Raw genomic sequence first — 13380 nt, 5'->3', positions numbered from 1 at the left:
GACGATTCGACTTGCCTGCGATGGCAGCACCGCGGTCTCAATGGTTGACGGTAAACGCCAGCATCATCGACAACTGGCACATCGGCCGCCCGCTCTCGGCGTGCCATTGGTTGAACGCCGCCTGCACCGTCGCCAGGTCCCGCAGGCTGGTGGGGGCCTTGTCGACAATCTCCTGCGCATTCAGCGCCGCGACCACGTCGTAGCTCGGCACAAACGTGTCCTTGCCCACCATGCGCAAAAAGCGCGGCGCCGACAGCCCGCCCAACTGGTGGCCGTGCTTGCTCAGGTATTTCCACAAGCCGACGATATCGGTCACCGGCCAGTCGGCGATCAACGCCGCGAAGCTGCCCTTCTCCTGCTCGACATCGAGGATCATCTGCGCATTGCGCGGCACGCTCTTGAGCTTGCCCAGGTGGCGGATGATCCGCGTGTCCTGCATCAGCCGCTCAAGGTGCTCGGCGCCCATCAACACGACCTTCTCGGGATCGAAGCTGAAGAACACTTGCTCGAACGCCGGCCACTTGGCGTCCACCACACTGTGCTTGAGCCCGGCGCGAAACACCCGCAGCGACAGGGTCGACAGGTAGCGGTCATCGCTGATCTGGCGCAATTGCGCCGGCGTCTTGGGCACAGGCAGGTGGGCTTCGAGCTCGGCCGCCGAACCAAAGCGGTTCAGACAGTATTCGTGCAGCCATTTGTAATCGCGCATGCCCTCTCCTACGGGTTGAAATGAAAACGGCGCCTATGAGCGCCGTCTGTCAGAGCCTGGAAAAGACTCAGAGGTTCACAATGTTGACGAAGCGCGAAGCGGCGGTCTCGTCGATGCGCAGGCTAGTGAAGTCGAACAGGTTGCGGTCGGCCAGCTGCGACGGGATCACGTTCTGCAAGCTGCGGAAGATGCTTTCGGTGCGCCCCGGCGTCTTGCGCTCCCACTCCTGGAGCATGTCCTTGACCACCTGGCGCTGCAGGTTCTCCTGGGAGCCACAGAGGTTGCAGGGGATGATCGGGAATTGCTTGAAGTCGGAGTAGGCCTGGATGTCCTTCTCGTTGCAATACGCCAGCGGGCGGATCACCACGTTGCGGCCGTCGTCGGCGCGCAGCTTGGGCGGCATGGCCTTGAGGGAGCCGTTGAAGAACATGTTGAGAAAGAACGTCTCGACGATGTCGTCGCGGTGATGACCCAGGGCCATCTTGGTTGCGCCAATTTCATCGGCAAAGGTGTACAGGGTGCCACGGCGCAGGCGCGAACACAGCGAGCAGGTGGTCTTGCCCTCCGGGATCAGTTCCTTGACCACCGAATAGGTGTCTTTCTCGACGATGTGGTACTCGATGCCCAGGGTCTTGAGGTAGGCCGGCAGCACGTCCTCGGGGAACCCGGGCTGCTTCTGGTCCATGTTGACGGCAACGATGTCGAACTTGATCGGCGCGACCTTCTGCAGGTGCATCAGCACGTCCAGCATGGTGTAGCTGTCCTTGCCGCCGGACAGGCAGACCATGACCTTGTCGCCCTCCTCGATCATGTTGAAGTCAGCGACAGCCTCACCGGCCAGGCGCCGCAGGCGTTTTTGCAGTTTGTTCTGATTGACGGTAAGGGTGCCCATGGCGCTTGGATCCGCGAAAAAGGTGTGTGACGAAAAGCCGGGCATTTTAGCGGTATGGAGCACCGAGTTCCAATGTGGGACGGGCTTGCTCCCGATAGCGGCAGTCCAGCCACTGTTTCTGGTAACTGACCCACCGCCATCGCAGGCAAGCCAGCTCCTACACTTGATCTGTGGTGGGGCCAAAATTCTCTGCCCCAGTGAGATCCCCTGTGGGAGCGGGCTTGCCCGCGATAGCGGCAGTCCAGCCACTGTTTCTGGCAACTGACCCACCGCCATCGCAGGCAAGCCAGCTCCCACAGGGGACTGCATTCCACGTCACAGACCCAGGCGCGATTAAGCCCAGTGTTTACAGCGCAATTTGCTCTAAAGCCCCACACTTTTTCCGGTCATCACTTCCTATACTGCGACATAAGGTCGCACATGTATCCAGACCTTTCAGGCCACTTGGCCGGCGGGCGCTCCGCTTGGGGGGCGATGGTAATAACGACAGGAGTGACTGGCATGATCCATCACGTCGTGGGGCTTTTCACCCATCCCGACCAGGAATGGCGGGAAATTCGTGGCGATAAAGAAGAAAGCATCGGCCACATGTACCTCACTCACACGCTGATTCTTGCGGCGATCCCCGCCGTATCAGCCTTTATCGGCACCACCCAGGTCGGCTGGGTCATCGGCAATCGCTCCCCGGTCATGCTGACCCAGGAAAGTGCATTGTGGATGACTATCATGTCGTACCTGGCGATGCTCGGCGGCGTTGCGGTGATGGGCGCCTTCATTCACTGGATGGCGCGCACCTACGACGCCAATCCGAGCATGGCGCGCTGCGTCGCGTTCGCCACCTATACCGCGACGCCACTGTTTATCGGCGGGCTGGCGGCGCTGTATCCGCATATGTGGCTGGGCATGGTCGTGGGCACGGCCGCCATCTGCTACACGGTGTACCTGCTGTATGTGGGATTGCCGACCTTCATGAGCATCGACCCGGACGAAGGCTTCCTGTTTTCCAGCTCGGTACTGGCCGTAGGCCTGGTGGTACTGGTGGCGATCATGGCGTTTACCGTGATTGTCTGGGGCCTGGGCGTGGGGCCGATCTACACCAACTAGCCGTCTTACCAGCGCAGGAACAGCCACCGCAAGGTGGCTTTGTGCGTTATGCATGACCATTCGGCGCCTGACAGATTCGGAAACACCCGTGGATGCGGCATACTGGGCGTCTCTGGAGATATGTACAGCATGCCCGAGCAACTCAATACCCGCGTCGAAGATTGTTTCCTACAAGCCGAATCCTTTTTCAAACGAAGTTTCAAACGCCCCCAGGTCAGCCTCAAGCTGCGTGGGCAGAAAGCCGGTGTCGCGCATTTGCACGAGAACCTGCTGCGCTTCAACCCCCAGTTGTACCGAGAAAACAGCCAACACTTCCTCAAACAGACGGTGGCCCACGAAGTGGCGCACTTGATCGCCCACCAGTTGTTTGGCGAGCGCATCCAGCCCCATGGCGAGGAATGGCAACTGATCATGCGCGGGGTCTACGAACTGCCGCCTGATCGCTGCCATACCTATGAGATTCAGCGCCGGCGGGTGACCCGCTATATCTACCGGTGCCCGTGTGCCGACAGTGACTTCCCGTTCTCGGCCCAGCGCCATGGGCTGGTGAACCAGGGCCGGCGGTATTTGTGCCGGCGCTGTCGGGAGACGTTGGTGTTTACTGGGGAGACGCGGGTGGAGTGAGGTTTTTGGGGGCCTGTTTGGGCCCCTTCGCGGGCAAGCCCGCTCCCACATTTTGATTTGTGAATACATTCAGAATGTGGGAGCGGGCTTGCCCGCGATGGGGCCCGAACAGCCACTACCCCACCACCCTGGCACCCCGCAGCTCGGCTATCCGCTGAGTACTGAAACCCAACTCCCCCAGCACCTCATCACTGTGCGCCCCCACCGCCGCGCCAATATGCCTCGGCTGCGGCACGCCCTCGGAAAACTTCAGCGGGCATGCCATCTGAGCCTGGAACGAGCCATCCCCGCGGGGCACCAGGCTCACCAGCTCCCGAGCCTGCAACTGCGGATGCTCCAGGGCTTCGCCAAGGCTGAGCACCGGCTCCACGCAAGCATCGACCCCGGCAAACAACGCACACAGTTCTTCAAAACTGTGTCGCTCAAACTCAATCTGCAATGCCTGCTTGAGTGCCTTCTGCTGCTCGGGCTTGGGTGACAGGCCCTGGGCCGCCAATTCCGGGCGCCCCAGCGCGCCACACAGTTGCTGCATAAACCCCGGCTCCAGGCTGCCCACCGACAGCCAGCGCCCGTCCCGCGAGCGGTAGTAATCGTAGAAGCTGCCGCCATTGAGTACCTGGTCTTCGCGCCCAGGCTCCACGCCACAGGCCAGGTAGGCCGCGCCGGCCATGGCGTTGAGGCTGAAGGCGCAGTCGGTCATGCTCACGTCCAGGTACTGGCCCAGCCCGCTGTGCTGGCGCGCAATCACCGCCGCCAGCAGGCCGACCACGGCATGCAACGAGCCGCCGCCCACATCCGCCAATTGCACGCCCAGGGGCACTGGCCCGCTGTCCTGGCGCCCGGTGTAGCTGGCGACGCCAGACAGGGCCAGGTAGTTGATGTCATGGCCGGCGCGGTCCTTGTAGGGGCCGGTCTGACCATAGCCGGTGATGGACACATAGATCAGCTTCGGGTTGAGCGCCTTCAACGCCTCATACCCCAAGCCCAGGCGCTCCATGACTCCGGGGCGGAACTGCTCCAGCACAATGTCGTACTCCGCCACCAATTGCCGCACGATCTCCAGCGCCTCGGGCTGCTTGAGGTCCAGGGCCAGGCTGCGCTTGTTGCGGTTGAGGTAGGCATGACTGGCCGACACGCCACGGTCGTGGGGCGGCAACACCCGCAGCAGGTCCATGCGCGTGGGGGATTCGATGCGCAGCACCTCGGCGCCCATGTCCGCCAACAGCAGCGAGGCAAAAGGCCCCGGCAGCAAGGTCGAGAAATCCAGCACTTTAAGGGACGCCAAGGGGCCTGACATGGGAGCTCCGATTCCAGTTCGATGGGGCACAGAGTAGTCAGCCTTGGGCAACAGCGGCAATTACCGTAAGCATCATCGACAGTGACCGTTGTGCTCGTGCGCCCATAAAAAAACCCATCCGAAGATGGGTTTTTCAGGACTGCGCCAGCGTTTACTTGATCGCTGGTGCCGGGCCTTCGGCCACGCCCAGGTCATCCAGTTCGCGGGTTTCGGAGATACCGGTACCGCCGGAATCCAGCTCGCTTTGCAGCTTGTCGGTGTCCAGTTCCTTGACCCACTTGGCGACGACGATGGTCGCCACGGCGTTACCGACCAGGTTGGTCAGGGCACGGGCCTCGGACATGAAGCGGTCGATACCGAGGATCAGCGCCAGGCCGGCAACCGGCAGGTGGCCAACCGCCGACAGGGTTGCGGCCAGGACGATAAAGCCACTACCGGTCACACCCGCAGCGCCTTTGGAGGACAGCAGCAGCACCAGCAGCAGGGTGATCTGGTGGGTGATGTCCATGTGGGTGTCAGTCGCCTGGGCGATGAACACGGCAGCCATGGTCAGGTAGATCGAAGTACCGTCGAGGTTGAAGGAGTAGCCCGTCGGGATCACCAGGCCTACAACCGACTTCTTGGCACCCAGGCGTTCCATCTTGATCAGCATGCGCGGCAGTGCGGATTCGGAGGAGGAAGTACCGAGGACGATCAGCAGCTCTTCACGGATGTAGCGCACCAGTTTCAGGACGCTGAAGCCGTGGGCGCGGCAGATGCCACCCAGGACCACCAGCACGAACAGCACGCAGGTGATGTAGAAGCAGATCATCAACTGGCCCAGTTGCACCAGCGAGCCGACACCGTAGGCACCGATGGTGAACGCCATGGCGCCCAGGGCACCGATTGGCGCAAGCTTCATGATCATGTTGATGATGTTGAACATCACGTGGGCGAAGCGATCGATGAAGTCCAGCACCGGCTTGCCGTAGGCACCCAGGCGGTGCAGGGCGAAACCGAAGATCACCGAGAACATCAGCACTTGCAGGATATCGCCGTTGGCGAAGGCGCCGACGATGGTGTTGGGGATCACGTTGAGGATAAAGCCGACGATGCTCTGGTCTTTACCGGCAGTGACGTAGGCCGCGACTTTCGAAGCGTCCAGGGTCGCAACGTCGATGTGCATGCCAGCGCCTGGCTGCACCACGTTGACCACGACCAGGCCGATCAGCAGGGCGATGGTGGAGACGATTTCGAAGTACAGCAGCGCGTAGCCGCCGGTCTTGCCCACCGACTTCATGTTCTGCATGCCGGCGATGCCGCTAACCACGGTACAGAAGATGATCGGGGCGATGACCATTTTGATCAGCTTGATAAAGCCGTCACCCAATGGCTTGAGGGCCACACCGGTTTGCGGGTAGAAGTGACCGAGCAGGATACCGATAACGATGGCAACGATTACCTGGAAATACAGGGTTTTGTAGAACGGCTGACGAGTCGTCATTGCAAAGTTTCCTCAAGAGTCCCGTGGGGCAAATATCCGCCATTGCCCACGACACTTGAATTGCGAACCCTCCTGCACTGGAGGGATTTGTTTTGGCGAGCTGCTGGCTGGCAGATCTGTAATCCCTATCGCAAACGGCGTGCCACTTTCCCCAAAAGCCCTGGAGCCCGCAAAAAATGGGGGTTGATGGCTATCAGCGGTGGTTTTGCAGATGACGACAGGTGGCGGATATCCGCCCAGCGATCCGATCTCGTCCTACAATTTGGCGGATATCCGCCTTGTCCACCCACAGCACGATGGCTACCATCGGCCACTCAATGGACGAGGCCCCTGCATGCGCGAACGCACCATCGCCAGTCATTACGCCCGCGCCGCCCTGGGCGGCGCGCGCCGGGCCGGCTACGACTGCTCGACGCTGTTGCAGCAACTGGGGATTACCCCGGAACTGCTGGCAGAACCCCGCGCGCGCATCGCGCCGGAGCAGTTCACGCAACTGTTGCAGCGGTTGTGGCTGGCCCTGGATGACGAATACCTGGGCTTCGCCGATGGGCCGAGCAAGCGCGGCACCTTTGCCATGATGTGCCACGCACTGATTCACTGCCGCACCCTGGAGAAGGCCCTGGAGCGTGGGCTGCTGTTCTACAGCCTGTTCCTCCAGGGGCCACGCTGGCGCCTGAGCCGTGAAGGCGATATGGCGCGCCTGAGCCTGGATGACTCGCAACTGTGGGACCCGGATCATTTCTTGAGCGAAAGCCTGCTGGTGATCTGGCATCGCCTCGGCAGTTGGCTGATTGGCCAGCGTATCCGCCTGGAGCAGGCAACCTTCAGCTACCCGATGCCGGCCCATGCCAGCGAATACGACCTGCTGTTCCCCTGCCCTCTGGTGTTCAGCGCGTCCAGCAGCAGCCTGCTGTTCCACTGCCGCTACCTGAACCTGCCTCTGCTACAGGATGAGCGCACCCTCAAGCTCTTCCTCGAACGCTCACCCGCCGACCTGCTGTCCCGGCCAGACGAAGGCGACAGCCTGCGCAGCCAGTTACGCCGCCTGCTGAGCCGCGACCGCACGCCCTGGCCAGACCTGGAGGCCGTGGCGCAGCACCTGCACATCAGCCCCCAGACCCTGCGCCGGCATTTGCGTGACGAAGGCACCAGCTTCCAGGCACTCAAGGACGAATTGCGCCGCGATATTGCGATTTTTCATCTGGGGCGGGCGGATCTGTCGTTGCAGGAGATTGCCGAGCAGTTGGGGTTTTCCGAGCCGTCGGCGTTTCATCGGGCGTTCAAGAAGTGGACGGGGGTGACGCCGGGGGCTTATCGGGCGCAGGAGAGTTGAGGTCGGGCCCCATCGCAGGCAAGCCAGCTCCCACATTTTGATGTGTAAACACAATTAAATGTGGGAGCTGGCTTGCCTGCGATGCGCCCGGCGAATCAACAAAGATCACAGCGCCGGGAAATGAATCCTGAATGCCGCGCCTCCTAAAGGCGAATCCCCCAGGGTCAACCGCGCGCCGTAGCTCTCAATAATATCCTTGACCACCGCCAACCCGATCCCCTGCCCCGGATGCTGGCGATCCAGGCGCTCGCCGCGCTGCAGGATCCGCGCACGCTGGTCGGGAGGCACGCCGGGGCCGTCGTCTTCGATGCACAAGCGCACGCCATCGGCACCTTCATCCAAGGTCACGCGCACTTCGCTCAGGCACAGGCGGTAGGCGTTTTCCAGCAGGTTGCCGAGCAATTCCAGCAAGGCGCCCTGCTCGATGGGCACGTCGCATTGCTCCGGCAACGCGAAAGACACCCGCACGCGTTTGTCGCGGTAGACCTTGTCCAGGGTCTCGCACAGGCTTTGCAGCACCGGCCGCAAGCGCACCTGGTGGCGCACCAGGCCGCTTTTGCGCAGGCTGGCGCGCTGCAACTGGTAGCTGATCTGCTGGCTCATGCGCTCGATCTGCGACTGCAGGACTCGCGCCTGCTCAAGGTCCTGGGGGCGCTGGGCCATGTCTTCACTCACGCCCTGCAACACCGCCAGTGGGGTTTTCAGGCTGTGGGCCAGGTCGTCCAGGGAGTCACGGTAACGGGTGCGCTGCTCGCGCTCGCTGTGCAGCAGGCGGTTGAGGGAGCCGGTCAGGCGCAGCAGCTCCCGTGGGTGTTGCTCACTGAGGCTTTCGCGGGTGCCGCCTTCGATTTCATCCAACTCCTGACTCAGCCGGCGCAAGGCCTGCAAGCCCCAGGTCAGGCCGATCCACAGCAGGCTCAACAGCACCAGCAAGGCGGCGCCGAAGCCCAGGTAGAGGTTTTCCCGCAGGCCTTCCAGGGTCACCTGGTATTCGCGCACCGGTTGCAGGGCGACGATACTGAACGCCGCGCTCTTGCCCCCCAGTAGCTTGACCTCGACGTCATACACGAAGAATTCCTGGCCGTTGGCCTCGCGAATCTTCGCAAACTCATTGCCGCGCCCGTCGTAGCGCGGGCGGTAGTTGATGTTTTCTTCGCGGGTCGCCCGCGAACGCCAGACCAGGTGGCCTTCGCGGTCATAGATGTAGCCCAGCAGGCGGCTGTCGGTCAGGTTGAAGCGCTCGTCCGGCAACTGCGCCGGCATCAGCAAGCGGTTGTTATCAACCCGCGCGGCAGAGATCAGTGTGGTCACATCCGACGCCAGGCGCTGCTCGATGGAATCCTGCAACGCCAGGCTGAACGCGCCCTGCATCGCCGGCAACAACGCCAGCATGAACAACACGGCCAGGGTGGTGGCCGCCAGCATCAGGCGCACACGGAGCGAACGGATCAACGGCAGCGCTCGTTAAACAGGTAGCCCAGGCCGCGCACGGTATCGATGGGCTTGAACCCGGCCGGGCCTTCGAGCTTGCGACGCAGGCGGCCGACCAGCACCTCGATCACGTTCGGGTCGCGCTCATCGTCATCGGGATAGAGTTGTTCCATCAACCGGTCCTTGGCCACCACTTGCTGGTGATGGCGCATCAGGTATTCGAGGATCCGGTACTCATAGGCCGTCAGCGCCAGGGGCTGTTCGTCGAGGGACGCCTGCTTGCGGTTGAGGTCCAGCAGCAGCGGGCCGGCGACGATGGTCGATTGGGTAAAACCGCTGGAGCGGCGCAGCAGTGCGTTCATCCGCGCCTCCAGTTCCTCGAACTGGAAGGGCTTGACCACATAGTCGTCGGCCCCGGCGGCCAGGCCTTCGACCTTGTCCTGCCAGTTGCCACGCGCGGTCAGGATCAGGATCGGGAAGGTCTTGGCCTGGGCCCGCAGTTGGCGGATCAGGTCCAGGCCGCCCATGCCGGGCAGGCCCAGGTCGATGATCGCCAGGTCGTGATTGAATTGCCCAGTCTGGTACAGCGCCTCTTCGGCGTTGGCCACGGCTTCGACCACGTGGCCGCTGTCGCCAAGACGGGTCAACAGGTGATGGCGCAACAACGCCTCATCTTCGACAACCAGCAATTTCATAACGCTCTCCAAGGCCAATCCACTGTCCCGCAGGGAAACATCATAGCGGCCCTGAAGGTATGCTTGTGCAGTTTACGGCCGTTGAACTGAACACAGTCTGAACCGGCGGGCTACCCAGGTGTGTGCCGCCCCGTGCAGAATAGCCGCCATGAACCTGATACCCGCCTGCTGCACCCCACTTGATGATCATTGGCCGCTGCCCGTCGCCTTGCCCGGCACGGTGTTCCTGAGCACCCGTTTCGAACCCAAACTGCTCGAGGCCGGTGACTTCCAGCGCTGCGCCGTGCCGCCACCGGCCAGTATCCAGCGTTCGGTGGCCAAGCGGCAGGCGGAATTTCTGGCCGGACGGCTGTGCGCCCGCAGTGCCTTGCAACGGCTCGAAGGCCTGGACTGCATCCCCGCCATCGGTGAGGACCGCGCGCCGGTCTGGCCCGCTCATATCAGCGGCTCGATCACCCATAGCACGGGGCATGCAGCGGCTATCGTCGGGCACAAGGCGCAATGGCGCGGGCTGGGCATGGACCTGGAAAACCTGCTGCCCCTGGAACGGGCCGAGCGCCTGGCCGGGGAAATCCTGACCGCCGATGAGATGCAACGCATGGCCGCCGGGCCACGGGAGCAGATTGCGCAGTGCGTGACCCTGACGTTTTCGGCCAAGGAGAGCCTGTTCAAGGCGCTCTACCCGATTGTGCACAAGCGCTTCTATTTTGAGCATGCCGAGGTGCTGGAGTGGTCTGAGACAGGCTCGCTGCGCCTGCGGTTGCTGACGGAGTTGTCCAGTGAGTGGTGTTATGGCAAGGAGTTGGAGGCGCAGTTTGTGGTGCATGAGGGGCAGTTGTTGAGTGTGGTGGCTATCGGCGCCTGATAGATAGCTATCGCGGGCAAGCCCGCTCCCACATTTGACGGTGTTTACCCATCAAAATGTGGGGCTTGCCTGGGATGTCGGTCTCAAGGTTTGTCCTGATCCCGAGGCCAACTCAGGCTGAAACACGCGCCACCCAGGTTGTTGCTCTTGCTGATCAACGCCCGCCCGCCGTGCCAGTAGATAATCCGCCGCACAATCGACAAGCCCAGGCCATGCCCGCCCGAGGCCCGGGTGCGGCTGTCATCCAGGCGCAGGAAGGGGGTAAAGATCCGCTCCCAGGCACTTTCCGGAACCCCTGGGCCATCGTCTTCGACATCGATACGGCAACGCACCTGGCCCACCTGGTAGCTGATCAGCACCCGCGACTGGGCATGGCGCATGGCATTGCTCACCAGGTTTTGCAGGGCGCGGTGCAGATAGCGCGGCTCGGCATCGACCCAGGCCCCGTCCAGGTGCGCCGATGACAGGCACACCCCCCGCGCCACGTCGATCCCCGGCCGCAGGGGCGCCAACTCGCCGATCACCTGGTCGAGCAAGGCACTCAGGTCGACCCGCTGGAAACTCAAGGCCGGCGACCCCTGCTCCAGGCGGGCATAGGTCAGCATCTCGTCCACCAGGCCGTCGAGGTCCTGGATATCGCTGTCCATGCCTTCCATATATTTACGCCGGGCTTCGGGGGTGGCGGCTTCGCCGATCATCTCCAGGCCAAAACGCAGGCGCGCCACCGGCGTGCGCAGTTCGTGGGACACCGCGCGCACCAGTTCGCGCTGGATCGCCAGCAGGCGCTGCAAGTGCTCGGCCATGCCGTTGAAGGCCGATGCCAGGCGCCCTACCGAGTCGGCACCGCGCGCCGGCACCCGGGCTTCCAGGTTGCCTTTGGCGATGCGCGTGGCGGCCGCTTCCAGCCCGCGCAGGCGGCGTTCCAGCTGGCGCACCAGCAAATACACGATCAGGCCGATCAGGGTCAGGCCGATCAAAGCGATCAGCACCAGCCATTGCGCCGGGTAAGGGTTCATCTGGTACAGCGGACCGATTTCCAGGACCCACGGCGTGCCGACCATGCCGGCAAATACGCGGATCGAGTCGCCGCCCTTGCCCAGGGCCATCACCGTGTCGCCTTCAGCCACGCGCCGCCGCTGGTCCTCGTCCATGTCGGCTTCGTTCAGTTTCAGCAGGTGCATTTCAAAGCCGAAACCCTTGGCCTCCTTCAGGTCTGCCAACCGTTGCGGCTGCTCGGCCACCGGAAACCGCACGAGTTCGTCGGCCAGCAAATAAATGGTGGCCCGGGCCAGTTGCTCGCTGATCTGCTGCACTTCGCCGGTGAGCAGCAGTTGCTCTTTTTCACTGACCAGGCGCAACACCCGGGCCGCATGGGGCCCGGTCTGCTCCACCAGGACCTGGCCACGCTGCAGGCGATTGCGCTGGCTCAGGTCCAGGCGGGCATCCGCCACCGCCTGCAATTGCAAGGGAATCCCCAACAAACGCTCCCACACCGCCAGGGCGCGCTGGCGCTCGATGCTGCTCATGGGTTGCAGGTTGTCGCCCATCAGGGCAAACGTGCCGTGGGCCAGGCGCTCGCGGTACTGGCCGCTGCGCACCTCATTGAGCAGATGCAGGGCCAGGACGCCGAGCAGGGCCACCAGGATCAGCGCCGCACACATGCCGCCATAGATGCGCAGGAAGATCGAGTTCACGACAGCATATCGGCGCAAGCTTCGGGGACGAACAGGTAGCCTTTGCTGCGAATGGTCTTGATCAGGCGTGGGTGGATCGGGTCGTCGCCGATTTTCGGGCGGATCCGCGAGATGCGTACGTCAATGGAGCGGTCCTGGCCGTCGTAGCCGATCCCGCGCAGGGCGGTGAAGATCTCTTCCCGGGACAGGATGCGCCCGGCATTGGCCACCAATAGCCACAACAGGTCGAATTCGGCGCTGGTCAGCTCGATACCGCCGTCGTGCAGCCAGGCTTCGCGCAAGGCGTTGTCCACCACCAACGGGCCGAATTGCAGGCGCCGCTGTTTTTCCGCGGCAGCGGGCTCGGCGCTTTCGCTGCGCCGCAGCAAGGCCTGGATCCGCGCCAGCAGCAGGCGCGGGCGCACGGGTTTGCATACATAGTCATCGGCGCCCATGTCCAGGCCCAGGACCTGGTCCATGTCGTCGGTACGCGCGGTGAGCATCAGGATCACCCCGTCGTAGCGCTCGCGCACCTTGCGGCAGATGCTCAGGCCGTCTTCGCCGGGCAGCATCAGGTCGAGGATCACCAGGTCCGGCTGCTCGGCAATGATCCGCGCCACCGCCAGGGCGCCGTTGCCCTCTATGGCGACCCGCAGGCCGTTGCTTTCCAGGTAGTCACGGGTCAACTCAGCCAGACGCTGGTCATCCTCGACAATCAGTACCTGCCAGGCTTCTTGCTCCACGGGTGGTCCTCGTTTTTATAAGGGATTTGTCCGGACTGCGCAGTTCCAAATGTGGGAGCGGGCTTGCCCGCGACAACGGTGGATCAGTAGTAGATATGTTGCCTGACACACTGCTATCGCGGGCAAGCCCGCTCCCACATTTGGATCTTCGCCAGCCATACCTAATTTGTCATGCACAACGGGCATAACCGTGTAGGAATAAAAGGCCGATTGTAGCCATGGCCCAACCCTCAAACACAAGCCAGGAAATGCATTCGGTGATCGCGTTTTTTTGTGATAGGGTTCGCGCCCGCAAAAATCCAACCGGGTGTTTTCAGCTTGGAATATTCGGTGACAAACGGTGCGATGCAGCAGTACTGCGGCCTACACGGTGGTTCTACCTTTCATACACATTTTACCCACAGCGTTATCCACAGGTAGTGCGTTGCTAAGCCCCCCAAAACGCATTATCTTGTACCTCGTTGCCAAAAAAACCCTACATGTAGGGTTTCAAGCGAAAAGACCAAACACAAATCAGACAAGAAACTCAAG

Annotated in this window: 12 protein-coding genes; 4 read left to right on the top strand and 8 right to left on the bottom strand. The window is 62.3% G+C overall.

The features are described 5' to 3' along the window. Positions 1 to 37: 37 nt before the first annotated feature. Both HBO11_RS17090 and ttcA read right to left on the bottom strand, forming a co-directional pair. Positions 38 to 709, bottom strand: coding sequence for a DNA-3-methyladenine glycosylase I (locus HBO11_RS17090; protein ID WP_169955191.1), 672 nt, complete (start codon positions 707 to 709; stop codon positions 38 to 40). A 67-nt stretch (positions 710 to 776) separates the two neighbouring features. Next, a complete protein-coding gene (gene ttcA, locus HBO11_RS17085) occupies positions 777 to 1601 on the bottom strand; it encodes a tRNA 2-thiocytidine(32) synthetase TtcA (protein WP_029299748.1) in 825 nt (274 codons plus the stop codon). Between the two features lie 501 nt (positions 1602 to 2102). Here ttcA and HBO11_RS17080 point away from each other — a divergent pair. After that, positions 2103 to 2705, top strand: coding sequence for a Yip1 family protein (locus HBO11_RS17080; RefSeq protein ID WP_057439628.1), 603 nt, complete (start codon positions 2103 to 2105; stop codon positions 2703 to 2705). 129 nt (positions 2706 to 2834) lie between these two features. Further along, complete coding sequence (locus HBO11_RS17075) at positions 2835 to 3329, top strand: SprT family zinc-dependent metalloprotease (protein WP_169955190.1); 495 nt, start codon at positions 2835 to 2837, stop codon at positions 3327 to 3329. A gap of 115 nt (positions 3330 to 3444) precedes the next feature. On the opposite strand, the gene HBO11_RS17070 is transcribed toward HBO11_RS17075, so the two are convergent. Then, positions 3445 to 4626, bottom strand: coding sequence for a CaiB/BaiF CoA-transferase family protein (locus HBO11_RS17070; RefSeq protein ID WP_169955189.1), 1182 nt, complete (start codon positions 4624 to 4626; stop codon positions 3445 to 3447). A gap of 151 nt (positions 4627 to 4777) precedes the next feature. Continuing rightward, on the bottom strand, positions 4778 to 6109 hold the full coding sequence (locus tag HBO11_RS17065; RefSeq protein ID WP_169955188.1) for a dicarboxylate/amino acid:cation symporter: 1332 nt from the start codon (positions 6107 to 6109) through the stop codon (positions 4778 to 4780). A gap of 334 nt (positions 6110 to 6443) precedes the next feature. On the opposite strand from HBO11_RS17065, the gene HBO11_RS17060 reads away from it, so the two are divergent. Continuing rightward, positions 6444 to 7442: an AraC family transcriptional regulator gene (locus HBO11_RS17060; protein ID WP_169955187.1), complete on the top strand. Its 999-nt coding sequence runs from the start codon at positions 6444 to 6446 to the stop codon at positions 7440 to 7442. Between the two features lie 105 nt (positions 7443 to 7547). On the opposite strand, the gene HBO11_RS17055 is transcribed toward HBO11_RS17060, so the two are convergent. Both HBO11_RS17055 and HBO11_RS17050 read right to left on the bottom strand, forming a co-directional pair. Beyond that, positions 7548 to 8894: an ATP-binding protein gene (locus HBO11_RS17055; RefSeq protein WP_169955186.1), complete on the bottom strand. Its 1347-nt coding sequence runs from the start codon at positions 8892 to 8894 to the stop codon at positions 7548 to 7550. Continuing rightward, positions 8891 to 9568, bottom strand: a complete 678-nt coding sequence (locus HBO11_RS17050) for a response regulator transcription factor (protein ID WP_169955185.1) — start codon at positions 9566 to 9568, stop codon at positions 8891 to 8893. The genes HBO11_RS17055 and HBO11_RS17050 overlap by 4 nt, the downstream gene beginning before the upstream one ends. 148 nt (positions 9569 to 9716) lie before the next feature. On the opposite strand from HBO11_RS17050, the gene HBO11_RS17045 reads away from it, so the two are divergent. Beyond that, positions 9717 to 10433, top strand: coding sequence for a 4'-phosphopantetheinyl transferase superfamily protein (locus tag HBO11_RS17045; protein WP_169955184.1), 717 nt, complete (start codon positions 9717 to 9719; stop codon positions 10431 to 10433). An 83-nt stretch (positions 10434 to 10516) separates the two neighbouring features. On the opposite strand, the gene HBO11_RS17040 is transcribed toward HBO11_RS17045, so the two are convergent. Continuing rightward, entirely contained in the window at positions 10517 to 12127 is a 1611-nt protein-coding gene (locus HBO11_RS17040; protein WP_169955183.1) for an ATP-binding protein, read from the bottom strand. Further along, positions 12124 to 12849 (bottom strand): response regulator, encoded by a 726-nt coding sequence (locus HBO11_RS17035; protein ID WP_169955182.1) that lies wholly within the window; start codon positions 12847 to 12849, stop codon positions 12124 to 12126. The genes HBO11_RS17040 and HBO11_RS17035 overlap by 4 nt, the downstream gene beginning before the upstream one ends. Between the last annotated feature and the right edge of the window lie 531 nt (positions 12850 to 13380).

The sequence above is a fragment of the Pseudomonas sp. WS 5010 genome (genome assembly GCF_012985565.1).
Classification (GTDB): Bacteria; Pseudomonadota; Gammaproteobacteria; order Pseudomonadales; family Pseudomonadaceae; genus Aquipseudomonas.
Note: the sequence above shows the minus strand (reverse complement) of the source record. Positions and strands in the feature narration are given on the sequence as shown.